The sequence below is a fragment of the Kluyvera ascorbata ATCC 33433 genome (genome assembly GCF_000735365.1).
In the GTDB taxonomy this organism is placed as follows: domain Bacteria; phylum Pseudomonadota; class Gammaproteobacteria; order Enterobacterales; family Enterobacteriaceae; genus Kluyvera; species Kluyvera ascorbata.
Genome location: NZ_JMPL01000012.1, coordinates 1 through 24,311 on the forward strand (window position 1 = coordinate 1; position 24,311 = coordinate 24,311).

Below are 24,311 nucleotides of genomic sequence, written 5' to 3' on the forward strand. Positions count from 1 at the left end.
AGCCACGGCTGCGTGGGTTCTCCCTGCTCGGCTACGGCGTGCAGGATCATAGCTTGCTGACCTGCGCCAGCAGATGTTGCAGCGTTTGCGCGCCGTCGGTGTCGTTAACCACCAGCTCAATCACCGTGGTTGCTGGCGTGCGCCAGGCGGTGCTCAACGCCGTTTCCAGCGACGCCCAATCTTCTGGCTGCTGATAGCGTAGGCCAAACATCTTCGCCGCATGCTCGAAGTGAACGTTTTGCGGCATCGCGTAGAAGCGCTCGCGCTCTTCCACTGGCGTTGGCAGCAGAGAGAAAATCTGCCCGCCGTTGTTGTTGACCACTATCAGCACCAGCGGTGCGGACACCTGGCGCAGCAGCGCCAGCGCGTTGAGGTCATAGAGCGCCGACAGATCGCCAACGATAGCAAGCGTCGGCCGTGCGCTGGCGCGCTGTACGCCCGCCGCAGTGGAAATCAGGCCATCGATGCCGCTGGCACCGCGGTTGCTGTAAACCGGGTAGCCCGCCGGAAGCTGGCCTAAGGCGTCAATTAAACGCACCACCAGACTGTTGCCAACGAACAGTTGGCCCTGTTCCGGGAGATAGCGGCGAATGCGGTGCGCTAACTGCGCTTCGCCGAAGTGCTCACTTTGCGCGGCAACGGCCTCCCATGCCTGTTCGGAGAGCGTAGGGATAACGGTGGTCCACGGCGCGCGTTTCTCCGCCGGGTGTTTTTCCAGCCACTGGGCAATGTTGCTCACCAGACGGCGACCGCGATGGTGCGCCGGGTCGAGGCGGCCGGAAAGCGGGTCGACCAGCCAGTATTCGTCCGGCTCACAGGCAAGCTGCCATTGCAGCACGCGTTTACCGGTCAGGCTGCTACCGAGCTGCACCACAATCTGCGCCTGTTCAAGCTCGCTGATGGCGGCCGGGTTACTGAGCCAGAGATCCGCGCACGGCAGCGGCTGCCCGGTTTGCGAAAGCACGTCGCCAATCAGCGGCCAGCCCAGGGTTTTCGCCCATTCGGCCACCTTTTTGCCCTCTTCCGCATCCATCCGCCCGGCGACAATCACGCCGCGCTTTTGTCGCCAGAAGAACCAGTCGCGCTGAACGGCACTCTCCTGATGCAGCGCTTCGCGCAGCCAGGGTTTTTCACCCTGCCACCAGTCTCCCAGCGCCTGCTGCCAGGCAAGGCCGGTGTCGTCCATATCGCCATACAGCGGTTCAGCAAACGGGCAGTTGATGTGTACACCGCCGGAGTGCAGCGAACCCAGCGCATCATCCACGACAGAGACCAGCCAGCGGGCCGGAATATCCTGGCTCGGGCGCGGTAACGAAAGGGTGCTGGATGGGTGCGAGGCAAACATACCCGGCTGACGAATAGCCTGATTCGCGCCACAGTCAATCAGCTCTGGCGGGCGGTCGGCGGTGAGCAGAATAATTTTTTCACCGGTTAAGCCCGCTTCAATCAGCGCCGGATAGAGGTTCGCCACCGCCGTGCCGGAGGTCACAATGACCGCCACCGGCTGCTTACTGACCTTCGCCAACCCCAGCGCCAGATGTCCGAGGCCACGCTCATCAAAATGGGTATGATGAATAAAGGTGCGATTCTCCGCTGCCGCAAGCGTAAGCGGTGTTGAACGAGACCCGGGCGCAATGCAAACGTGCCGCACGCCGTGACGGGTTAATGCTTCGAGGATCACCGCCGCCCAGCGTCGGTTAAATGCGCTTACTGACATGAAGTTGTCCGGTATCAAATAATCGACTCAGTATAAATTCTACGACCCAGTAGGATTTTGATATGAATCGGTAATGTTCTATTCAGGGAACAGCAAAGAACGCAGACCCGCCGCTTTATTTTCGATTTCCTGCCATTCCTGTTCAGGATCGGAGCCATCAACGATGCCGGCACCGGCATACAGCCGCACCGTATTGCCTTCCACCTTCGCCGAGCGCAGCGTCACGCAGAACTCACTCTGCCGACGAGAAAGATAGCCCGCCGACCCGGCGTACCATTCCCGGGTAAACGGCTCAAAGCGGTCAATAAAGTCCAGCGCCAGCGCACGAGGCAGCCCCGCCACCGCCGCCGTGGGTTGCAGTTGCAGCAGGCAGCGCGTGTCGTCGGCCGCGGTCAACTCCGCCTGAATACAGCGGCGAAGATGCTGCACCTTGCGCAGACGTACGATTTCCGCTGGCAGCACGTCGAGCGTTTGCGTCAGCCCTTGCAGGCGCTGGCAGATATCTTCCACCACCAGGCTATTTTCCCGCTGGTTTTTGTCATCATGCATCAGCCAGTCGCCCAGCCGGTTTGCGGTTGCCGCATCGTCGTGCGCCGCCACGGTGCCCGCCAGCGCTTCGGTACGCAGCGCCGTTCCACGCCGCCGCCATAAACGCTCCGGCGATGAACCGAGAAACGTCCGCTGCGCGTCAAACGCCATATAGAAATGATAGCAAGAGAAATTGACCCGGCGACTGGCGGCCATCAGAGCCCCGGCGTTCGGTGCGCCGCTAAAGACCAGATCCGTTGCCCGTGCCAGCACCACTTTGCTAAATGCGCCGTCGCGAATCGCCTGGGTAGCCTGCTCAATCAGCCGACACCAGCCCTCTTTGCCGGGGCGATAGGTTTCGCTTTCCTGGTGCAACGCCAGTTCCGCCGAAGCGTGATGGGTTGTAAGCAATGCCAGACATGCCCGCGCTTGCTCGGCATCCTGCTGAAGCGAGCTATCGCTCCACAGGTTGATGCGAAGCGTGGCCCGTCCGGCTTCGCGCCGCCACTCCAGACGAGGCAGGAATAGCTGCCCGACCTTCGGGTCGAAGGCGTTCACGCCGCAGATGCGCAGGTCGTCACGTTCAAGGGTGTGCAGAAAATCATTGGCCTGGGCCAGGGAGATAAAGGTTTTGACCGCACCCAGCGCGGCAATCTCTTCTTTACCGCTGCGCTGCTGCCAGTAGAACTGCGGCCAGACCGCCTGCCCGCTAAGCCAGGCAAGCGGGTCAAAGGCATCGCTCAGGGGGAAAGAGACTTCAATACTTTGCGTGCCGGGCAACGCTGGAAAATCGTCTGTCAGCAGCCCTGACAGGCTCTGCAACGCCGCTAGAATGGATCGCACGCAAACCTCCCTATCATAAAAACCACATAGTATACGGGGTACTTGTTATAAAAAGCAGTACCCACGATTAGGGAGCGGAAACGTAACGAGGCAATATCGCACTGAAAATCAACGCTCTTTGCCTTTCACTATAGACGGGATTTGGGGTTATGCCTGCGCCACTTCTCGCGCCATCCCCACGTGCGGAATACCATCTTCGTCGTAGACGTCGGTGACAGTGATAAACCCAAAATGGCCGTAGAAGTCGCGCAGATGCGCCTGCGCGCCAAGATACAGCGCCCGCTGCGGCCAATGCTGCTGGCAGCTTGCCAGCGTGCGTTCCATCAGTTGATAGCCCAGACGTTCACCGCGCACTTCGGAACTGACAATCACCCGGCCAATCACCACCGGTTCAACGTCCTCTTCACTCACCAGAATGCGTGCGTAGGCCACCAGCTTATCGTCTTTCCAGCCCAGCAGATGGCGGTTTTCACCCACCAGATCGTCGCCGTCGATATCCAGATACGCGCAGGCCTGTTCCACCACGAAGACTTCGCTGCGCAGCTTCAGCAGGTCGTACAGCGTCGGGACGGTTAATTCAGAATGGTGCAAATCTTGCCAACGAATCATGGTAGGCTCCTTAGACCTTATTTTTACCGCCAGGGGCGCGGCGCTATGCAATTGACGTTTTTAGGCACATCCGCGGGCGTGCCAACCCGGACTCGCAACGTAACAGCAATGCTGCTGAATCTGCAACACCCAACGCAGCCGGGGCTGTGGCTTTTTGACTGCGGCGAAGGCACGCAGCATCAACTGCTACACACCGCCTTTCATCCGGGCAAAATCGAACGCATCTTTATTAGCCACCTGCACGGCGACCATCTTTTTGGCCTGCCGGGGCTGATTTGCAGCCGTTCAATGTCGGGAAGCGCCCAGCCGCTCACCCTGTACGGGCCAAAAGGGCTGAAGGAGTTTATTGAAACCACCCTGCGTCTGAGCGGTTCATGGACCGATTTCCCGCTGGAGGTCGTCGAAATCAGCGGTGGGAAGATCCTCGACGACGGCCTGCGCACCGTCACCGCCTTTCCGCTTAATCACCCGGTCGAGTGCTACGGCTTTCGCGTAGAAGAGCACGATAAGCCAGGCGCGCTGGATGCTCGCAGGCTGATTGCCGCAGGCGTCGAGCCCGGCCCACTGTTCCAGCAGCTTAAAGCCGGTGAGCAGGTAACGCTTGCGGACGGTCGCGTGATTAACGGCGCGGATTATCTTTCGCCCGCCACGCCCGGTAAAAAAGTAGCGATTTTTGGCGACACCGCGCCGTGCGATGCGGCCCTTGCGATGGCCCGCGATGTTGACGTAATGGTTCATGAAGCGACGCTGGAAGCCGCCATGGCGGAGAAAGCCAACAGCCGCGGACACTCGTCAACCGAGCAGACCGCCCAACTGGCGCGGGACGCCAACGCCAAGCGGCTCATCGTGACTCACGTCAGCTCGCGCTACGATGCCGAAGGCTGTCGCCGCCTGCTCGCCGAGTGCCAGGTCTATTTCCCGGCGTGCGAACTGGCCGAGGATTTCGCTACCTTCACGCTGTGATAACGTTTTAGCCGCGCCTGCCGATAACTCAGCTAATAGAGAACGCTTTTTACGCTGAGGGCATGATGGATAACTTCCAGAAAGAGATCGACGACAGGGCTAACCTGACCCTGTCCAACCGTTTTGAGCTGCTGCTTTTCCGCCTCGGCGCGTCATCACAGAGCGACGCCTCGGAGCTGTACGGTATTAACGTCTTTAAGCTGCGGGAAATCGTCCCGATGCCGAGCTTCACCCGCCCCGCCGGCATTAAGCCGCCGCTGATGGGCATGGTGAACATTCGCGATCAAATCATTCCGGTTATCGACCTCGCTGCCGTGGCGGGCTGCAAACCTGCCACCGGCCTGAACATTCTGCTGATTACCGAATATGCCCGCAGCGTACAGGCCTTTGCCGTCGAATCCGTCGAGAACATTACCCGCCTCGACTGGACGCAAATCCATACCGCTGAGAAAGCGGTTAACGGCAAATACATCACCAGCATCGCCTGCCTCGACGATCACCAGGAGAGCAACAATCTGGCGATGGTTATCGACGTGGAGCAAATTCTTTACGACATCACCCCTTCCAATCACGACCTGCACGCCAAAGAGCTGAACCCGCGCAAGTTCAACATCAAGCCGGGCGCAACGGCGATTGTCGCCGAGGACTCGAAGGTGGCGCGCGCCATGCTGGAGAAAGGGCTGAAGGCGATGGACATCCCCGCGCAGCTGCACGTGACGGGCAAAGAAGCGTGGGAGAAAATCGAGCTTATCGCCCAGGAAGCGGCAAAAGAAGGCGTGCCGGTGAGCGATAAAATCGCCCTCGTGCTGACCGACCTCGAAATGCCGGAGATGGACGGCTTTACCCTGACCCGCAAAATCAAAACCGACCCACGGCTGCGCAATATTCCGGTGGTGATCCACTCATCGCTATCGGGGAACGCGAACGAGGACCATATTCGTAAGGTTAACGCCGATGGGTATGTGGCGAAGTTTGAAATTAACGAACTGGCGGCGGTAATTGAGCGCGTGCTGAATAAAGCGGCTGGGCGTGGGGAAAGTGGACTGCATGCGGTAAGGTAAAACATTAATGATGGTGCTGGGCATTTTTATTAATGATGTCCAGCATCAACAGTCAAAATAAAAATGAAAAATGCTAACACCGTTATTCCGACATCTTCTTATAATTATTGAATAAATAACCCTGTGACTTCCCTAAATCTAAAGACCTCACATTTCCTGGGCTCCCCGCCAACAAAAGAAGTCATGGTAGTAATATTAATCCCCAGCCTTTGGATGCACCCTATAATCTTTGCATGTTTCCGCTGCAACATTAATTTTGACCACTCCGCATCATAATATCTAAGCATGTACGAGTACATCACCACACAGCGACAGGTAACCTGCAAAAAAGCATGGTTGGAGACCGAGCGGGTAGCTAATCATCATGTATCCAGTGCGATGACAATCTCTGGCGACCTCTCCATGCCTGTGGCGCTCTCAGTCTCGAAAAATTTGAAAAATCAGAGCCTCGATTAACGTCCTGTTAGATCAATTTACCAACAAATACAAAATGTAATGACAACATCATTCAACCGAGTGCACAGCATAACTCAATGAATCAGTGAGTTATGCTGGTTCGTAGAGGTTTGTAAATATATTCATCTTTTGAATGAAATCTCTATTGCAAATGATAGTACTTATCATTACGATCCGCATCAATTAATAATTATAGAAAATACACTTGCAAGAATAATTTATTCACGCCAGTTACTTTGGGGATATTGCGGCTATTTACGCCGCTATCGTGCGGGTATGCATACCCGCAACTGGCGAAGGGAAACGATTTTGATGATTTCTGATATCGCTGTTTTACACCATCCTGCCATGGTTATGCCGCCAGTACGTCGTCGGGCAAGCCTTGCCATAGCCGTATCCGTAGGCATTCACGCGCTTGCGCTGCTCTACATGGCTGGCGCTTTTTCTCCCCCGCCGATGAACCAGCATAACGCCGGTAAAGCAGGCGGAGAGCTTGCCGTGATGCTTTTTCCGGTCGGTGTAACACCAGATAACGTCACGATGCTGGAGGCGGAGCCTGAAATCACCCCTGTGAATGAACCGCAGCCTGCCCCCGTTGAACGCGCTGAGATTGTCGTAACCAAAAAACAGGCTGTACGTAAAACGCCAGCGGCACGGCCCCAAAAAGTCGCGCCACCAAAGGCAAAAATGCCGCAAATCGCTGAAGCACATCCGCTTACGACCGAAGCCCCGAAAGCGGTTGGGCAGACGTCCGCTCCCACATCAGAGACCTCGACCACACCGTCAACGCAGCGCGGCGAGAGTGCCAGCGGTCAGGCCGCCCAAGGTGGTGGCGATGCCACGAGCAGCGTGACACAGATTCTGCATCGCCGGGTTAATTACCCTACCCGCGCACGTTCAATGGGTATTGAAGGCCGGGTTCAGGTGAAATTTGATATTACTCCCGCCGGTACCATTACCCATATTCGTATATTGTCGGAAGATCCGCCCGACGTATTCAGTGCCGACCTGCGGCGCGATATCGCCCGCTGGCGTTATCGCGTCACCGGCGCCATTAACGATCAGACCGTCACCATCATTTTTAAATTAGACGGACACATACAGCTTATTAATTAATATTTCCGGGGATAGATGATGAATAAAACCATGTGTTTTATGGTTCCGCTCATGCTTTTTTCAGCGACAAGTATTGCCGATGAAGATTATAAATCTGTCGATAAAGATACTGCCGCCGCAGAAGATGCGCAGGATGATACAATTATTGTACGCTCTACGCCAACCAGTCAGACCATGGGGACACAAACCCTCAATGCCAATCAAATAGCCGATCGGCCAACCGCTAATGGCAGCGTCACGGAACTATTAAAATATAATCCTAACGTCCGTTTCTCTAACCAAACAGACTCTAGCCTGAACCCGGGTGAAATTTCCCCGGAGAATGTGTCTTTTCATGGTGAGAAGTACTACAACAACAATTTCATGATTGATGGCTTGTCGAATAACAGCACCATCAACCCAGGCGCGAACGGCGGTAACCTAACCGCTAACCCCGATGGCTATGCACCTACCGACCTTCCAGCGGGCGGTACCCAGGCATTCTGGGTTACCAGCGATCTGCTGGATAGTGTGGATGTTTATGATAGCAACGTATCGGCAAAATATGGCAACTTCACCGGCGGTGTGGTCGACGCGCGGTTAAAAGATCCGTCACTCGATCGCGCATCCGGCAAAATTTCCTGGCGTAGTACCCGCAGTGCCTGGACCTCATACCATATCAGCGAAACAGACAAAGAAGATTTTAACCAGGCAACAAAATTCTATAACCAACCTAACTTCACCAAGAATTTCTATACGGCCACTTTTAATCAGCCAATCAATGATAGTGCCGGTTTTATTTTCTCCTATAGCCGTCAGCAATCGACTATTCCTCAGTTTCATACCAACATGAACCAGTGGACGGATCAAAAGCGTGTCGCCGAGAACTACTTATTAAAAGGCACCTGGTTTGCCGAGAACGGCGATATCTTCCGCTTAACCGGCATGTATTCGCCCCACGAACTGACCTATTACAAATCAGACGTTAAAGACGGCGGATTTACCAATAGCGGCGGTGGCTGGCGTGCCAATATTGAGTGGGAGCACATGGCAGACTGGGGGAAAATAACCAGCCTGGCAGGCTATCAATACGAACAAAATAAAATCGAACAGGAGTCCAGTAACTACCGTACCTGGTATCGTTACTACCTGTCGAAAAACTTTGTTTCAGACGCCATTAACTGGGGAAGCGGCGCGCCCGGGGCGAATGCTCAAACGGCCAATATTGGCGGCTACGGTAACTACGGTACCGATAAAACCACCACCACGCTTAAACAAGATGCAGAGTTAAATCCCTTCTCGCTTTTCGGCATGAGCCACCAGATTGATGCAGGCTGGGAAATGGATATGTATCAGGCGCGCTATCGCCGGTTCGGCGACGTTTATGCCAACCGCGGCGCTGCTACGATTAGCAGCAGCACGGTCTGCCAGAGCGGCGATGACTTCTGTATCGGCGGCGAGCAGTATTTTAAAAGCCGGACCCTTTACCCGGAGCGTTCGGTACAGGGCAGCTATAACGATTATGCCTTCTACCTGCAGGATAGCGTCAATATTCAGCGTCTGGAACTGACTCCCGGCGTACGCGTGCAGTATGACGACTTCCTGAAAAATACCACGGTCGCGCCGCGTTTCGCCGCCTCGCTGGACGTGTTTGGCGATAAACGTACCCGTCTGTTCGGTGGCGCTAACCGTTACTACGGGCAAAATCTGCTGGCCTATAAACTACGCAACGGCATCGGCACCTACTATATTCAAACCCGCGCCGACGCGCTTAGCCCGTGGGTCACCGGCGAGCAAAAATCGGCCAGTATTGATTACGATATCTCCGACCTCAAAACGCCTTACAGCGATGAAGTGTCGCTGGGGTTATCTCAGCGCGTACTGGATACCGTGTGGACGGTGAAATGGGTCAACCGTAAAGGCCGCGACCAGTTTGGCCGCGAAAGCACGACCGATGCCAACGGCGATCGTTACTACATCCTGAGCAATAATGCCAAAACCGAAGGCACGACCTGGTCGCTGAGCGCCGAACCCATTAGCCCTTACCACTTCAGCGTGGCCGACCTGAGCTGGTCATTAGGCGCCAGCATTGTCAACAATAAGTCCAGTTCCCAGACCTGGTACGATGCCAGCGACACGGACGACACCATGGTTATCTTCAACAACAAGTTGATGGAAAAAGCCGACATGGATGCGCTGGATTTCAACTCGCCGTGGAACGCGTTCGTCAATATCAATACCTGGCTGCCAGCGCTGAACCTCAACTGGAACCAGAGTCTGCGCTATACCGCTGGCTACGAAGGCTACACCACCGAAACGGTCACCTGCCCGAATAGTGGCCTGCCGTGCGGCAACTACACCGGCAGCGCTACCCGCTACAACAAAACGCAATACAAAGATTACTTCACCTGGGACTGGCGCTTCGCCTGGCGACAGCCAACGTTTGAGCATCAGTCCGTTGAGCTGACGCTTGATGTGCTGAACGTGCTCGATAACGTCATTGAAGCCACCCAAACCGGCAACAAAACCAGTAAAACGCTGACCTACAAAACGGGCCGCCAGTTCTGGCTCGGTGTCGCCTATAGCTGGTAATACACGACGGCGCAGGCGGCATCACGCCTGCGTATTTTATAAGGAAAATCATAATGTTGTCATCTTACCTTCGCGGCGTCTGCGTCGCGATGGCCTTTGTGCTGGCGGGACTCCCGGTACATGCTGCCGAACCAGCCAGCCCGTTGCCCACGATTGTAGAGGGCCAGTTGGTAAACGGCCTGCACTACACGCTGATTCCTATTGCCACTGAAAAAGGGCGCGTCGATATTCGCCTTACCGTCGATGCCGGCTCGCTCAACGAAACCGACAGTCAGTCCGGCGTGGCACACATGGTGGAACACATGGCCTATCGTGCCAGCCGCGACTGGCCGCAGGGCGTCTCCGCAGCGCTGAGTCAGCACGGCTGGCAGCGCGGCCTGCACTACAATGCCGTCACTAATTACGAGCGTACTCAGTATATGTTCAGCCCACCGGCGGGTGTAAAAGAGCTGCCTCTGGCACTGCACGCCCTGAGCCAGATGACCAGTCAGTCATTGCTCACCCAGCACGATCTCGACGACGAACGCAACGTGATCCTCGCCGAATGGCGCGGAAAACTGGGCGTGGCGGAACGGATGAACCAACAGCGCGTTGCCGCCGTTCGCGAGGGTTCCCTCTATCCTGAACGTCCGATGATCGGTACCGAAGCGTCCATTCGTCATACTCCAGCAAGCCAGCTTCAGGCCTTTTATCAGCGCTGGTATCACCCTAACGCCATCCGTCTGATGATTACAGGCGATATTGATATCGAACAGGTGAAAAAACAGATTGAGCAGCAGTTTGCCGCTACCCCGGCGGTACCGCTGCCGGTACTTGAAGGCGCTGAACCGGTATTAAAACCGCAGCAACGTCTGGTGCGCCTGCAGGACAGTGAAAGCGGGGGGAGCCAGGTCTCGCTGGTCACTCGCTTCCACGAAAACAATGGGTTTGGTATCGAGAACTATCGGGAACGATTGATTAACCAGACGGTTACTACGCTGCTCTCGCGTCAGCTCAAGCGCCAAAGTAAGGAACTGGCCGATCGGGTCGATAACATGGTCGCGCGGAAATCAGACATCAGTCGCCACGCCACTGCGTTTGCGCTGTTCGCTGACGTGACGCCAGGCCATCATCTCGATGGGGCAAAAGCACTGTTTGAAGAGCGTGAACGCCTACTGCGCTACGGTTTTGACCGCCAGGAATTTGAACAGCAGCGCCAGAAAATGCTGGCCCAGGCCAAACTGATGAGTCAGAAAACCGAGACCCGCACCTTTAGCGACTGGGTCAAAATACTCAGCACCAGTTGGTTAAATAAAAGCCCTTATTTTGACAGCCAGTCTCGCGGCAAAGCGGCCCAGAGCGCGCTCGAAACCCTGACGCTTGATGACGTTAACGGACGTCTACGCCAGTGGCTGACGGCACCGGATACGCTGATACAGTTTACCTTCCCAGGAAAAACGACCTACCCATTACCGGAGGCAAAAACCATTGCGGCCATTGAGAAGCAGGTACAAAGCCGCACGCCAACGCCACCGCCAGTAGAGAGTGCCAGCACGCCGTCCGTCCTCCCGGATACACCGCTTAGCGGCGCGATCGTCACTGAAAAAAGCTACCCGCAGGAACAGGTTGAAGAGTGGACACTCAGCAACGGCGATCGCGTGATTTGGTTGAAAACGCCGTTGGCGAAAGACAATCTGGTATTGACCGCACTAAGCCAGGCGGGCTTTATGAGCACTGGCCTGAAGCCATGGCAGGCACAAATCGCCGCGCAGTTGGTCGCACCACAAGGCTGGGACAGCGAAGCCACACAGCAGTGGATTTCGTCCCATGGCATATCGTTGAGCATCGATTCTCAGGCCCGGTGGCTCAAGATTTCCGGTCAGGCCAAAAAAACCAATATTGACACCCTTTTCCAATATTACCAGGCGATACAGCTCACACCGGGCATTGATGCAATGGCGCTAAAAACGAACCTGATTGCGCTCTCTCGTCGTCAGGCGATGGAAGAAGGTTCCAGCTCTGCACGACGTGAAAAAGAGATCACCCGCCTGCGCTTCGGCGATCCGGCGTTTGTCCGCCCCACTGCCGCCGAGCTTGACGCGTTGGCCCCCGATGCGCTGCGCGACCAGTGGCTGACGGCTACCCGTGCGCCGGTCACCTGGTACATGCTCGCCGATATGCCAGCGCCGACGCTTAAAGCCACCGTTACCCGTTATCTGGCCGGTATTCCGCGCGACCGCGCTCTCAGTGCAGCGGACTATCTCCAGCAAGCCGGGCAGCGCGAAACCGTATCCGCTATCAACGTGGAGCCTAAGGCCGATGTGTCGATCTGGCGCTTTACCTCAGCCCCCTGGTCTCCTGCGCTTGCCGTGCAGGTGAGTATCGCTCGTAATCTGATGAATCAACACCTGAAGACCGTACTGCGCGACGACGCTCGCGGTATCTACAACATGCGCTTCAACAGTGAACTTAACGATCAGAGTAGCCGCGTCGAGACCGAGATTCGTTTCACCACCTCACCGGAACGCGCACGCGAGCTCGCCCGTCTTGCAACATCGGCCATGAAAACGCTCACCATTACCGACGACGCGGTACAAGCTCAGCGAGTACAGTTCCGTCGGTCTGAGGAAGGTCGCGAGCAGGATCTGCTCACGTTGCAGCGTCGTTTGATACTGAGCTACGCCCACTTTAACAGCCCGGCTTACCTCTCTGGCCTGAACACGCTGGCCGAAGCCATTACCCCTGATGCCGTCAGAAAGGCCGCACAGCTACTGTCAGATACACCCAATGAAGCGGTGTATATCGCCCTGCCGCTGGAGACGCGCCCATGAAACGTAAAGTCATGCTGCTGTGCGAACTAAGCGCATCGTTCTGGCGTGGCCGCGGAAGCCTACAGGCCTGGGGACTGCTGGCGCTGATCGTCGCCCTCGGCGGTTCGATTGTCTGGCTGAACGTGCTAATCAATAACTGGAGCAAGAACTTTTACGATGCCCTTGGTGAGTTTAACGGCTCGCTGGTTTATCAGTTGGTGAAAGATTACTGCGTCTATATTTTGATTTACATTGGCGTGTTCGTGTATCAGGGCTGGTTTACCAAGCTGCTGATTATCCGCTGGCGTAAAGCGTTAACCGCCGAACTGACCCAAAGCTGGCTGGCAAAACAGGCCTTTTACCGTATGGCGCTACGCGGCAATATTGATAACCCCGATCAGCGTATCGCCGAGGACATCAATGCCTTCGTGGATAAAACGGTGAGCCTTAGCGTGTCGTTCCTGATAACCAGCGCTCAGCTGATGTCGTTTGTCACGATCCTCTGGCATCTTTCCGGCGTACAGCATTTTACGCTGTGGGGGATAGAGGTGACGCTGCACGGCTATCTGGTGTGGGTGGCGCTCGCCTATACGCTTATTGGCAGCGTGGTAACGCACGCGATTGGTAAGCCGCTGCATCGACTGAATGTGCAAAAACAGCGTAACGAAGCAAACTTCCGCGCTTCGCTCTTGCGTAAGCAGGATAACGCAGAACAAATTGCACTCTACCAGGCCGCAAGCTGGGAGCAAAAACAGCTCAGCCGCGCCTTTGAGGCCATCGTCGGTAACTGGCGTCAGCTGATGGATCGTGAACGTAATCTCGGTTTCTTCACCACCGGCTACAGCCGCGTCAGCCTCATCGTCCCTGTCTTTGCTGCCCTGCCGCTGTTTATGGCAAAAACCATCACCCTCGGTGGTTTAATGCAGGTCCGCTCCGCCTTCGGGCAGGTACATGGCGCATTAAGCTGGTTTATCCGGGTTTACACCGCGCTGATTGAACTGTCGGCGAGCATGCACCGTCTGGAGCAGTTCAAGCGAGAAATTGAAGCCTGTCAGTATCCACATCCTGCACCGGACGTCGGCCGCGAGTTGAACGTCGGTGGATTAACCCTCGCGACACCGGAAGGCACTCTCCTGATGGAGGGCATTCAGTTTAGCTGCCCGCCCGGAAGCTGGAGTAAGCTCAGCGGCCGCAGCGGACTGGGGAAATCCACGCTGCTGCGCACCCTCACTGGCGTCTGGCCGTGGTTTAGCGGCGAATGGCAGAGTCAGCAAGGAAAAACGCTGTTGCTGCCGCAAAAAAGCTACCTTGGGCAAGGTTCGCTGGCGGAAATTCTCTGCTATCCGGGAGGCTCCGATGTTACCGATGCAAAGCTTAGCGCGCTGCTTGAGGACGTCGGGTTAGGCGAATGGCAGGAGGCTCTGCATAGCCAACGGAACTGGGAGTCGCTCTTCTCCGGCGGCCAGCGCCAGCGTTTGGCGTTCGCCCGGGCAATCTTGTATCAGCCTGACGTGCTCTATCTGGATGAAGCCACCAGCAATCTTGACGCCGATGCGGCGCAGACCATGCTGCGACTGGTAAAACAACGGTTACCGGATACCACGGTGATTGCCGTTTCTCACCAAAATGAGATTAACGCACACTTTAGTCATCACATCGATCTCAACACATTTACGTTGGCAAAATAGCCGCACGCTGATTGAGGATACAGGCGTTGAGATGAGGGAGGTCGCCATAGGGCGGCCTCCAGCACCAGTCGGCATGAGAGACCTTCAGCGCGATAGCCGTCACTGACATTGGCTAGCCGTTTACCCGAAATGGTGCGGCGTTTAGCTCAGCAACCCCGCGCCAACGTTCACCGACAGGCCCAGAATCGCCAGATTGAACACAAAAGAGATAACCGAATGGAGCAATGTAATTTGCCGCATGTCGGTGCTCCCCGTCGCTACATCAGCGGTTTGTGACGCGACGGCGATGGTGAAGGAATAATAGAGAAAATCCCAGTAACCCGGTTCGCCGGGCTTTTCCGGAAAGATCATCGGCGTAACCTCTTCACTCCGATGCAGATAGTGGTGGTGAGCGTAATGCATGGCAAATGAGGTGGGAAGCAAGGCCCAGGATACCGTCAGCGTGGCACCGGTTAACAGCAGATGCAGCACGCGCGGTGTTCCGGCAAGATGTTTAAGCGAAGTCAGCTCAATCAGGATCGCCAGGATGCTGACCAGACAGCCAATGATCACCATACCCAACACCAACCCCGCGCTCTCGTCCTGCATTCTGGCTATACGCGGAATATCCCGAACATCGGTACGTAGCATCAAAAACCACATAAAGAACAGATACAGCCACGCCAGCACATTCCAGCTAATCAACAACCGTTGCAGATAACCCAGCCCGGATGGAAGGGTGAAAAAGCAGATTACGCCAGCCAGAATAGCAACCAATAAACGCAAACGCGCGCGAAAGTAAGTACTGAAAGAAAGAGTCATGATGTGAGTGGCTTAGAAAAGGGACGATAGACTAACTGTAGACCCAGATTCAGCCCCTATTCTCGCAAATCTTCACGAGTTGGCCCTTGAAAGCAGATGCTACCGATGTGGCAACTGCGAGGCTGGGTCAGCACAAAACGAATCGTTTCCCAGATAGAGCGCCCATTCATAAGACGCTCCCCCATTCGGGATAGATTATCGACAGGCACATCAAACCCAGCCACGTCAAAATCCGGTGGATATAATCCGGTTACCCGTATGTTTTCTTTGGATAATTGTTTAGCGAGCTTTGTGGTAAATCCGCTTAAGCCATGTTTGCTGGCAAAAAAAAGTGGGATGGGCGATGGAGTCGGTAAAATTCGCGTTGAGGGAGGAGCGGAAGTTCGGAATTCATATTTAAATTAGTGTGTCTTGAGTTATAGGCAGAAGATCACTTTAACTGAATCTGAGGTTAGTCAAGATTACAGTTTTTACATACCCACTGCAAAAATACATATTTAATTCAATAGATTATGTGTCGAGTTAGGCTATTTTAGCTTTACCTATCTTTTTTTGTTGTATCTCCTATCTTCAGTTTGTACATTCATGCAGACAAACTAAGGAGATTGCCATGATTTACACTGAACGCCTTGAATTGATCCATAAAAGTGGTGATGTGCTTTACCCTGTAAAGATAACCAGAAAATCATCGGGAAAAACCGCATTCCACCTTGTGCCATTCGGCTTGAATAAGACTGATGATCTCGTAGAGGTGGAAGATCCTTCAGAAGCAATTCGGTTGGTGATTGATGAACGTCATTCTATCCGCTGTAGCACACTCACAGCCACCATTACGGACAAAAAGGGCAAGCGAATTAAACGAACAGGTATATACAATATCAAGGGTATTAGCATTAAAAAATACAACGTCAGATGATAGCACTAAGGTGCCAACCCCGAAGGGGCTGCTATGAACAAATTGCTGTCTTTGGCAGATATCCCCACTCTATAACCCCGCGCTACTAAAAGTTGGGTAATGGCAGACAACCTTGATCATGATATCCTATTCAAGGAAAAGCTATCGCAAACAGTGTGCACCCTGTAGTCGCGGGACACACATAACGCTGCGCTTATTTAGTCTGCCATATTATGTTTTTCATAACTCTGAAGAGGAATCTATGATCCAATATTTTTCTGAAAAAAACACCCTTGAGAATAGAGCATTGCAAATATGGCAAATTCTTATCGGATTCGCTTATGAACGTAAGATAACTACATATGGAGAGATTGCTAATATTCTTGGTTATAAAGGTGCAGGTACGCTGGATCGCCAGCTAGGGCATATTCTTCACTTTTGTGCTCAAAACAAATTACCGCCATTAAGTGTATTGGTTGTAAATTCTGAGACAGGATTACCTGGAGATGGATTTGATACGACAGGTGACTTACATAAACAGAGAGAAAAAGTATTTAATTTTGACTGGTTTGATATTATCCCGCCAACACCAACTGAGTTTGCTTCAGCGTGGAAAATAGCAGAACAAAATGGCTTTAGTGTTCACTCATAACAACTCGATGAAATTGATAGCAATGCTCCCAACTTACTGATTAGTTGTATCAACCCAAGTTTAAGTTGAGAAACCTGGTAGATAGGACAGGATCAAACCGGATTGTCTGGTGCAGGCGAAGTCCGTAGCAAATGCGTAGCAATCCCCCATTGCAGCGCCGTACATTTCCCCTCATCCAGCTCAAAAACAGAGTAGCTCGCGTTAGGTTGGGAATAGCGGGGGAAATTATCAATATTGCCTTCTTTCAGCATTGCCAGCACGCCCTGAAGAATATGCCCATGGGAAACAAGACATATCGTCTGGTGTTCTGCCGCGTTCTGTATATGCTGCAAGAAGTACATAAGACGTCGGGTCGCCGTCAGCAAAGATTCACCACCGGGTGGGCAGTACTTAGCATCAAGCCGAAATAACGCCTCAGCTTCATTGGGATAATGGCGAATTAAATCAGCTGAGTACATCCCTTCAAAGTGACCAAATCCCTGCTCTTTTAGCGCAGCTTCCGCCAACAGCGGGCAGCAGAGTCCCTCAGCAAGACTCAGCCCCATTTGCCACGCGCGTCCCAGTGGAGAGGCGTAAATACGGTCGATGGGGTACGCTTTTTCCAAAAGCGCTTCCAGTAACAATGACGTTTCACGCTGTCCGCGCGGCGTTAACGGGCTATCGCTATGCCCCTGAATGATCCCATCATTATTCCATTGCGTTTCGGCGTGCCTTACCAATATGACTCTCATCGTAAAAAATGCATTACCCCGCCAGCGACCCAAAACTCACAATCCGCGACCTACCCAGCTCCTTCGCCCGATACAGCGCCACGTCCGCGGCACGCAGCAGGTTATCGCTCTGGGCGTGCTGCGGGTAGCTTGCCACGCCGATGGAAACGTCCACGTGGCCAATCTCCGCGCCGCTAAAGCGTAGCACCAGTTCACGCACGCCGTCGAAAATCTCGCGGGCGATGCGGTTAGCACCGTCGTCATCCATATCGTAGAGCAGCACCAGAAACTCTTCGCCGCCGTAGCGGAACGCCATGCCGCGGTCGTGCACTACACGCTGAATGGTGGAGGCGACGCTTTTAATCACGCCGTCACCCGCCTCGTGGCCGAAGCGGTCATTGATGTTTTTGAAGTGGTCGATGTCAATCATCAGGCAGCTTATCGGATCATCATTACGGACCGCGAGCCCCATCTGCGTCCGCAAAGTATCCTCCAGATGGTGACGGTTACGCAGGCCGGTCAGCGGGTCGTAGAGCGCTTTTTCCAGTAACGCATCGCGCAGGCGCTGGTTAGCTAACGCCAGGCCAAGCGCTTCTGCCATCAGCTCCAGGTAAGCCCGGGAAGGCGTGGTTTCTTCGTTGAGATTCTGGAAAGAGAGCAGGCCGATGGCCTCGCCCTGGGCAATCAACGGCACGCACAGCGTATGGTCAAGACACGATTCAGGGAGGTGGTAGCAACCGATATCCGGCTCGCCGTGTACCGGCGGGTGGCTTTGCCCGCGGCGCACCGCCCAGCACTCATCCGGATGGAACGGCGTCGGTTCGCCCTGTGGCGATAGCCAGGAGGCCACGCAGCGCATCTGCCACGGGTCTTTGTCGAGGATATAGAGCCTTCCCGCTACCCCTGGCGCAATATTGGGGGCGAAGAGTTCCGCCACGTTCACCACGTCGTCAAAACACTCGCACCCTTGTAGGCGCTGAGTCATGCGCGCCAGCAGTTCACGTATCGCCCAGTCGGCATCGCGCTGCCGTTCAAGCTGCTGTCGCACCAGGCCGTTTTCGCGGAAAATGCGGATCGCCTGTGCCATATCGCCGATTTCATCAATCTGTTTAAAGTTCGGCGTATCAACGGCGTAGTCCTGAGAGGCCAGTCGATGCACCACATCGCTGAGCCGCACCACCGGGCGCAGCACGCGGCGTTTTAAAATAAAGCCGAGGACAAATAAAAATAGCAGCGCCGTCAGCCCGACCATCACTTCGGATAGCGTGCGCAGGATGCGGGAGTCGCGGGTTGCTTCCTGAACCGCACGCAACGCACGAGTATCAAGCATCTGGCGGAAATGATCCATGCGCTCCTGCGCACGGTCGAGCTCCTGCTCGTAGATTTTGCCATACAGCAGCGAGACGGCAATCGGTGCCTCCTCATGCGCTAAGTTGGCAAGCGCGGTTTGTTGTTCGTCCTGAAGGCCATCGACAATCTGTAGCCCTTCATGCAGCAACACCAGCTCTTCACCCGTCGCACCAGCATCTTTGAGTTTCGACAGGCGCTGTTCAATCTCCACCTGCTGCTTTTCCCGCTGGTGATATTCGCTCAGCACCTCAGGGTCTTTATTCACCACGTACAGACGAGCCAGGTCAGAGAGCGACCAGGCATTGCTCTCAATTTCATCCGTCAACCGATCGAACACCAGACGCTGCTGCACCGCCTGCCGTTCGGCGTTATCCGCGCTGGAGGCCATCAGCATGACGATACCGGAAACAATCGTCAGGCATACCGTTGCGCCGTAGGCCCAGTTGGTTATTGTGGCAATTCTCACCTGTCGGTTCCTTCTATAACCTGAAATCACGGGGCATGATTGAAATTATAGGAAACGCCTGATTTCTCGTGAGAATAAAAAGGCGACCTCAGGCCGCCTTTTGCTATTTCGTGATCATCATACCTCGGGCGGATTCTTGCCCTCTTCGATAAATTCTTCGTCAAGCCCCTCCACATTCCCCGCGTGGTCACGCCCGGAGAAGAGATTCCAGCAGGCGAGGAACAGCGCGGCGATAAGCGGCCCTATCACAAAGCCGTTAATACCGTAAATTTCCATGCCGCCAATGGTGGTGATAAGAATCAGGTAATCCGGCATTTTGGTGTCTTTCCCCACCAGCAGCGGACGCAGAATGTTGTCCACCAGCCCAACAATAATCACGAAGAAGCCGACGATAAACAGCCCCTGCCACACCTGCTGGGTAGCAAAGAGGAAAATCGCTGCCGGCACCCAGATAATCGCCGAGCCCACGGCAGGCACCAGAGAGAGGAAGGCCATCAGCGCCCCCCACAGTACGCTGCCGTCAATGCCGACAATGGCGAAGGCAATGCCGCCGAGCGTCCCCTGCACCACCGCGACCACCGCCGTGCCCTTGACCGTTGCTCGTGTTACGCCAACAAACTTGGCAAACAGGTGCTGCTTCACAAAATCAGTTAGCGGGAGTGAGTCGAGGATCTGGCGCACCAGATACGGCCCGTCTTTCAGTAAGAAGAACAGCAGGTAGAGCATGATGCCGAAGCTGATAGCAAAACCGAAGGTGCCTTTACCAATCAGGAACGCGCTTCCGGCGAGGTACTGCCCACCGGCCAGCGCCACCTCGGAGAGTTTTTTCTGGATTTGGGCGACGTTATCCAGGTTGTGCTCTATCAGAAATCCGCGCGCCCAGTGCGGAAGATGGGAAAAGAGGCTGGCTATCACCTGCGGGAAGCGCGTGTTGTTCTCCTGTAGCTTGGTGTAAACCACATTCAGTTCGAGCGCAAGCGAGGAGAGGATCACCATTAGTGGAATAAAAACGATCAGACAGATAATGCCGATAGTCAGCAGCGAGGCCAGTCCGTTACGATCGCCCAGTGCGCTGCGCAGTTTGTTTTTCACCGGGTTAAAGACAACGGTGAGGATCGCGGCCCACAGAATCGCGGAAAAGTACGGCGACAATACATCAAAGAATGCCCAGGTCACGAGCGCGAGAATGAAAATGAAAAAGCCTTTGGTCAATCCGTTAAAACGCATTAGTGAGTCCTGTTGCGGGGAAACTGTCTCGACTATAGAAGCGTTTAGCCGGATTTACCAGGTAACAATGAAGCAACATTTCATTCTCCCTAACGCACGAGTAACCGCGCCAGGTATCCTACAAAGACCGTTTTCCGGCACACTTACCGGAAGACACAACGGGAGGAAGCATGTCAGAAGTACTCAACGAGAACGAACTAACGCTTATTGCCCAACGCCTGCAGGCGCTTGCCCAGACCGGGCTAACCTACACCAGGGACGTCTACGACCGCGAACGCTATGAAGACCTGATGGGAATTGCAGAACGATTATTAACCGCGCGTTTTGATCTCCCCGTAGAAACGCTGCAAAACCTGCATAAAGTAGATACCGGCTATGCCACGCCGAAAACCGACGTCCGCGCGATTATTCTGCATGAAGGCAAGCTGTTGATGGTGCAGGAAGCCGACGATAAAGGCTGGAGCCTGCCGGGCGGCTGGGCTGATATTGGCGATAGCCCTACGAAAGCGGTGGAGCGTGAAGTGCGCGAAGAGACCGGGCTTGAGGTGAAAGTGAGCCGTCTGCTCGGCGTGTGGGATCGCAATCAGCATGGCCACCCGCCTTACCCCTGGCATGTCTACAAGCTGATTTTCCTGTGCGAGACGCTGGGCGGCGAGCTTGCCGTCAGCCATGAATCGTTGGATGTCGCTTACGTTGACCCACACAATCTGCCGCCGCTCTCCCTGACGCGCATCGTGCCGGAAGAGATCCACGCCAGTATCCGTAGCGTGCACGAAAATAAGCCTACGTGGTGCGATTAAGCTTGTGAGAACCATCCGGCAATAAAAAACCCCGCATCGCGGGGTTTTTTCACATCGGTAACGATGGATTACATCAACGGCATCGCTTTCTGCACAATGCTAATCAGCGGCTGCGGATAAATACCCAGCACCAGCACCAGCAGTGCGGAGATAAGCACCACGATACCGCCCGCGCTGTACTGCCAGTTAGACGGCGCATCGCGGTTTGGTTTTTCCGGTGCGCTCAGGTACAGGCTCACCGCAACGCGCAGATAGTAGTAGAGGCCAATCGCGGAACCAACCACCACCGCGCCAACCAGCCACCACAGGTGCGCCTGGACACCGACGGCCAACACGTAGAACTTACCGATAAAGCCAAGGGTCATCGGGATACCGGCCAGAGACAGCATCATCACGGTCATCACGGCGGCCAGAATCGGACGGTGCCAGAACAGACCACGGTAGGAGTACAGAGAATCTGCATCAGGGCCACGGTATGGGCTCGACATCAGGCTGACAACGCCGAATGCGCCGAGGCTGCTGAACAGATAACCCGCCAGATAAACGCCAACGGCTTCCATCGACATCTCGCCGCTGTGCAGCGCAATCAGCGCCACCAGCAGGTAACCGAGGTGAGAAATGGAGGAGTAACCGAGCAGACGTTTGATATTGGTCTGGCTCAGCGCCATCAGGTTACCGAAGATGATGGAGGCGAAGGCGATGAGGCCCAGCACCACGCGTACCGCTTCGCTATCGCCAACCGGCGCGTACAGGAACAGACGCATCACGACACCGAAGATAGCAATCTTGCTGGCGGTAGCCAGGAAGGTAGATACCGGCGCAGGCGCACCCTGATAAACGTCCGGCGTCCACAGGTGGAACGGTACCAGAGACAGTTTAAAGCCGAGGCCAACAATCATCATCCCCAGGCCTGCCAGCAGCAGCGGTTCGTGCAGCATGTTGTCGCTGAGGCTCTTACCGAGCGCCAGGAACGACAGGTCACCGGACTGCGCATACAGCAGCGCCATACCGAACAACAGGAACGACGATGCGGCGGCGGACAGAATGGTGTACTTGATGCTCGCTTCCAGAGAACGTTTCTGGCGGAACGCGTAACCAATCAGACCAAACAACGGCAGGGAAATCAGTTCAATACCGAGGAACAGCGCCGCCAGGTGGTTGGCGTTCGCCAGCAGAATGCCACCCAGCGCCGCAATCAGCACCAGCAGGTAGAACTCTTCTTTGTTGTCGGTATAGCCCTCAAGCCACGGATAGGCAAAGGTACAGGTCGCAAGGCTCGCCAGCAGCACCAGGCCAGTGTAAAGCATCGCGTAAGCGTCAACGCGCATCAGCGGCGTGACGTCCATTGCACCACCCTGGCCAACAAACCAGAGCGAGACCAGCGCGGCGTTAAGACCAATGACCGACAGCGTGGCATTGAGGAAGTGATTGCGTCGCCACGCAATGGAGAGCATCACAACCACCACCGTCAAGCCGACGATCAGCAGCGGTAATAGCGCGATCAGTTGTTGTGGAGTTATTGTCATGGCGAATTACGGCCTTGTAGTAGAAACAGAATTAACAAACCACTGCTGGATGTTACTCATCGCAGAATGTGACGTGTCCAGAATCGGCTGCGGATAGAAGCCCAGCAGAACCAGAAGCACGACCAGCAACAGGACGATAAACAGCTCGCGCAGCGACATCCCTGGCAGTTCTTTTGCCGCGATTTCACTCTTCGCTTTACCAAAGTACGCACGGTGCAGCATCGCCAGCGAGTAAACAGAGGCGAACACCAGACCGAAGGTCGAAATCACCGTAATCGTCGGAACGACATGGTAGCTGCCGAACAGGATCATGAATTCGCCGACGAAGTTACCAGTACCCGGCATCCCCAGCGTACAGACCGCGAAGAACAGCGACAGCGCAGGCAGCCATTTAATTTTGCTCCACAGACCGCCCATTTGACGCATGTCGCGGGTATGCAGACGCTCGTAAAGCTGACCACACAGGATGAACAGGCCGGCTGCGGACAGACCGTGCGCAATCATCTGAATGACCGCGCCCTGATACGCCAGCTGGCTGCCGGTGTAGATAGCAATCAGCACGAAGCCCATGTGGGAAACGGAGGTGTAGGCAATCAGACGTTTGATGTCGTACTGCGTGAACGCCATCCATGCGCCGTAGAAGATACCAATCACACCCAGCCACATGGCGATAGGCGCGAACTCGGCAGACGCGTTCGGGAACAGCGGCAGCGCGAAGCGCAGCAGACCGTAGGCCGCGGTTTTCAGCAAGATACCGGCGAGGTCAACGGAACCTGCGGTTGGTGCCTGCGAGTGCGCGTCAGGCAGCCAGCCGTGCAGCGGCACGACAGGCATTTTCACCGCGAAGGCGATGAAGAAGCCGAGCATCAGCAGATACTCCACGCCGTGGGACATTGGCGTCTTCAGCAGGTCCTGATAGTCGAAGGTCCATACGCCGGTCGCGTTGTGGTGAACGAACACCAGCGCCAGGATGGCAATCAGCATCACCAGACCGCTCGCCTGGGTATAGATGAAGAACTTGGTAGCCGCCGTGATACGCGTTTTACCGTCGGATGCCTTGTGGCCCCACAGCGCGATCAGGAAGTACATCGGCACCAGCATCATCTCCCAGAAGAAGAAGAACAGGAACATGTCGATGGCCAGGAACACGCCGATTACGCCGCCCAGGATCCACATCAGGTTGAGGTGGAAGAAGCCCTGGTATTTCTGGATTTCATTCCAGGAACAGAGCACCGCCAGCACACCCAGCAGACCGGTCAGGACCACCATCAGCAGCGACAGACCGTCGAGCGCCAGGTGGACGTTGATACCAAAGCGTGGGATCCACGGCAGAATAAACTCAGACTGCCACTGCGGCAGGCCGGTGGATTGGGTGAGTGAGTAGCCGCCCTGCAGCCACAGCTGCAGGCCAAGCGCCAGCGTCAGTCCCATGGTAATCAGCGCTATCCAGCGCGGCATCTTCACGCCAAAGCGTTCGGTCTGCCAGCAGAGGAAACCGCCGATAAAGGGAATCAGTATTAGCCAGGGTAATAACATGGCAATT

General features: G+C 55.0%; 18 protein-coding genes and 1 pseudogene. 9 read left to right on the forward strand and 10 right to left on the reverse strand.

What is annotated here, in order from left to right:
* Nucleotides 1-46: 46 nt before the first annotated feature.
* The 3 genes from menD to GKAS_RS05245 all read right to left on the reverse strand — a co-directional run bounded on the left by menD (nucleotide 47) and on the right by GKAS_RS05245 (nucleotide 3,697).
* Entirely contained in the window at nucleotides 47-1,717 is a 1,671-nt protein-coding gene (gene menD, locus GKAS_RS05235) for a 2-succinyl-5-enolpyruvyl-6-hydroxy-3-cyclohexene-1-carboxylic-acid synthase (RefSeq protein WP_035892457.1), read from the reverse strand.
* 78 nt (nucleotides 1,718-1,795) lie between these two features.
* Nucleotides 1,796-3,088, reverse strand: a complete 1,293-nt coding sequence (menF, locus tag GKAS_RS05240; RefSeq protein WP_035892458.1) for an isochorismate synthase MenF — start codon at nucleotides 3,086-3,088, stop codon at nucleotides 1,796-1,798.
* Nucleotides 3,089-3,235: 147 nt separating this feature from the next.
* Nucleotides 3,236-3,697 (reverse strand): GNAT family N-acetyltransferase, encoded by a 462-nt coding sequence (locus tag GKAS_RS05245; RefSeq protein ID WP_035892459.1) that lies wholly within the window; start codon nucleotides 3,695-3,697, stop codon nucleotides 3,236-3,238.
* A 45-nt stretch (nucleotides 3,698-3,742) separates the two neighbouring features.
* Between GKAS_RS05245 and rbn the strand changes: the two genes are divergently transcribed.
* From rbn to GKAS_RS05275, 6 genes are all read left to right on the forward strand, one after another.
* A complete protein-coding gene (rbn, locus tag GKAS_RS05250) occupies nucleotides 3,743-4,660 on the forward strand; it encodes a ribonuclease BN (protein WP_035892461.1) in 918 nt (305 codons plus the stop codon).
* Nucleotides 4,661-4,725: 65 nt separating this feature from the next.
* On the forward strand, nucleotides 4,726-5,721 hold the full coding sequence (locus tag GKAS_RS05255; protein ID WP_035892462.1) for a chemotaxis protein: 996 nt from the start codon (nucleotides 4,726-4,728) through the stop codon (nucleotides 5,719-5,721).
* Nucleotides 5,722-6,306: 585 nt separating this feature from the next.
* Nucleotides 6,307-7,293: a TonB family protein gene (locus GKAS_RS23435; protein WP_147281529.1), complete on the forward strand. Its 987-nt coding sequence runs from the start codon at nucleotides 6,307-6,309 to the stop codon at nucleotides 7,291-7,293.
* Between the two features lie 18 nt (nucleotides 7,294-7,311).
* The gene (locus GKAS_RS05265) at nucleotides 7,312-9,864 is read left to right on the forward strand and encodes a TonB-dependent receptor plug domain-containing protein (RefSeq protein WP_035892463.1); all 2,553 of its coding nucleotides are present in this window, start codon (nucleotides 7,312-7,314) and stop codon (nucleotides 9,862-9,864) included.
* Between the two features lie 53 nt (nucleotides 9,865-9,917).
* A complete protein-coding gene (locus tag GKAS_RS05270; RefSeq protein ID WP_051910725.1) occupies nucleotides 9,918-12,674 on the forward strand; it encodes a M16 family metallopeptidase in 2,757 nt (918 codons plus the stop codon).
* On the forward strand, nucleotides 12,671-14,341 hold the full coding sequence (locus tag GKAS_RS05275) for an ABC transporter ATP-binding protein/permease (protein ID WP_035892465.1): 1,671 nt from the start codon (nucleotides 12,671-12,673) through the stop codon (nucleotides 14,339-14,341). The genes GKAS_RS05270 and GKAS_RS05275 overlap by 4 nt, the downstream gene beginning before the upstream one ends.
* Before the next feature lie 141 nt (nucleotides 14,342-14,482).
* Here the strand turns inward: GKAS_RS05275 and GKAS_RS05280 are convergent, their stop codons facing one another.
* On the reverse strand, nucleotides 14,483-15,142 hold the full coding sequence (locus GKAS_RS05280) for a DUF1345 domain-containing protein (RefSeq protein ID WP_035892466.1): 660 nt from the start codon (nucleotides 15,140-15,142) through the stop codon (nucleotides 14,483-14,485).
* Between the two features lie 56 nt (nucleotides 15,143-15,198).
* Nucleotides 15,199-15,502, reverse strand: a pseudogene (locus tag GKAS_RS25245) (deoxygluconate dehydrogenase); the annotation flags it as partial.
* A 250-nt stretch (nucleotides 15,503-15,752) separates the two neighbouring features.
* Between GKAS_RS25245 and GKAS_RS05285 the strand changes: the two are divergent.
* Nucleotides 15,753-16,058 (forward strand): hypothetical protein, encoded by a 306-nt coding sequence (locus GKAS_RS05285; RefSeq protein WP_035892468.1) that lies wholly within the window; start codon nucleotides 15,753-15,755, stop codon nucleotides 16,056-16,058.
* 241 nt (nucleotides 16,059-16,299) lie between these two features.
* Nucleotides 16,300-16,689 (forward strand): MGMT family protein, encoded by a 390-nt coding sequence (locus tag GKAS_RS05290; RefSeq protein WP_035892469.1) that lies wholly within the window; start codon nucleotides 16,300-16,302, stop codon nucleotides 16,687-16,689.
* 92 nt (nucleotides 16,690-16,781) lie between these two features.
* Here the strand turns inward: GKAS_RS05290 and GKAS_RS05295 are convergent, their stop codons facing one another.
* From GKAS_RS05295 to GKAS_RS05305, 3 genes are all read right to left on the reverse strand, one after another.
* Entirely contained in the window at nucleotides 16,782-17,420 is a 639-nt protein-coding gene (locus GKAS_RS05295) for a histidine phosphatase family protein (protein ID WP_035892470.1), read from the reverse strand.
* 13 nt (nucleotides 17,421-17,433) lie between these two features.
* Nucleotides 17,434-19,215: a diguanylate cyclase gene (locus GKAS_RS05300; RefSeq protein ID WP_035892472.1), complete on the reverse strand. Its 1,782-nt coding sequence runs from the start codon at nucleotides 19,213-19,215 to the stop codon at nucleotides 17,434-17,436.
* A 117-nt stretch (nucleotides 19,216-19,332) separates the two neighbouring features.
* Nucleotides 19,333-20,442, reverse strand: a complete 1,110-nt coding sequence (locus GKAS_RS05305) for an AI-2E family transporter (RefSeq protein ID WP_035892473.1) — start codon at nucleotides 20,440-20,442, stop codon at nucleotides 19,333-19,335.
* Nucleotides 20,443-20,612: 170 nt separating this feature from the next.
* On the opposite strand from GKAS_RS05305, the gene GKAS_RS05310 reads away from it, so the two are divergent.
* A complete protein-coding gene (locus tag GKAS_RS05310; RefSeq protein ID WP_051910726.1) occupies nucleotides 20,613-21,242 on the forward strand; it encodes an NUDIX hydrolase in 630 nt (209 codons plus the stop codon).
* A 68-nt stretch (nucleotides 21,243-21,310) separates the two neighbouring features.
* Here GKAS_RS05310 and nuoN read toward each other — a convergent pair whose 3' ends face one another.
* The gene (gene nuoN / locus GKAS_RS05315; RefSeq protein WP_035892474.1) at nucleotides 21,311-22,768 is read right to left on the reverse strand and encodes an NADH-quinone oxidoreductase subunit NuoN; all 1,458 of its coding nucleotides are present in this window, start codon (nucleotides 22,766-22,768) and stop codon (nucleotides 21,311-21,313) included.
* Nucleotides 22,769-22,774: 6 nt separating this feature from the next.
* Nucleotides 22,775-24,304, reverse strand: coding sequence for an NADH-quinone oxidoreductase subunit M (gene nuoM / locus GKAS_RS05320; RefSeq protein ID WP_035892475.1), 1,530 nt, complete (start codon nucleotides 24,302-24,304; stop codon nucleotides 22,775-22,777).
* Nucleotides 24,305-24,311 lie beyond the last annotated feature (7 nt).

Bases quoted from the DNA above. Each gene is read 5' to 3' on its own strand.
- menD (WP_035892457.1), bottom strand. From the start codon at position 1,717: ATGTCAGTAAGCGCATTTAACCGACGCTGGGCGGCGGTGATCCTCGAA.
- GKAS_RS05245 (WP_035892459.1), bottom strand. From the start codon at position 3,697: ATGATTCGTTGGCAAGATTTGCACCATTCTGAATTAACCGTCCCGACG.
- rbn (WP_035892461.1), top strand. From the start codon at position 3,743: ATGCAATTGACGTTTTTAGGCACATCCGCGGGCGTGCCAACCCGGACT.
- GKAS_RS05255 (WP_035892462.1), top strand. From the start codon at position 4,726: ATGGATAACTTCCAGAAAGAGATCGACGACAGGGCTAACCTGACCCTG.
- GKAS_RS05265 (WP_035892463.1), top strand. From the start codon at position 7,312: ATGAATAAAACCATGTGTTTTATGGTTCCGCTCATGCTTTTTTCAGCG.
- GKAS_RS05270 (WP_051910725.1), top strand. From the start codon at position 9,918: ATGTTGTCATCTTACCTTCGCGGCGTCTGCGTCGCGATGGCCTTTGTG.
- GKAS_RS05275 (WP_035892465.1), top strand. From the start codon at position 12,671: ATGAAACGTAAAGTCATGCTGCTGTGCGAACTAAGCGCATCGTTCTGG.
- GKAS_RS05280 (WP_035892466.1), bottom strand. From the start codon at position 15,142: ATGACTCTTTCTTTCAGTACTTACTTTCGCGCGCGTTTGCGTTTATTG.
- GKAS_RS05285 (WP_035892468.1), top strand. From the start codon at position 15,753: ATGATTTACACTGAACGCCTTGAATTGATCCATAAAAGTGGTGATGTG.
- GKAS_RS05290 (WP_035892469.1), top strand. From the start codon at position 16,300: ATGATCCAATATTTTTCTGAAAAAAACACCCTTGAGAATAGAGCATTG.
- GKAS_RS05295 (WP_035892470.1), bottom strand. From the start codon at position 17,420: ATGAGAGTCATATTGGTAAGGCACGCCGAAACGCAATGGAATAATGAT.
- GKAS_RS05305 (WP_035892473.1), bottom strand. From the start codon at position 20,442: ATGCGTTTTAACGGATTGACCAAAGGCTTTTTCATTTTCATTCTCGCG.
- GKAS_RS05310 (WP_051910726.1), top strand. From the start codon at position 20,613: ATGTCAGAAGTACTCAACGAGAACGAACTAACGCTTATTGCCCAACGC.
- nuoN (WP_035892474.1), bottom strand. From the start codon at position 22,768: ATGACAATAACTCCACAACAACTGATCGCGCTATTACCGCTGCTGATC.
- nuoM (WP_035892475.1), bottom strand. From the start codon at position 24,304: ATGTTATTACCCTGGCTAATACTGATTCCCTTTATCGGCGGTTTCCTC.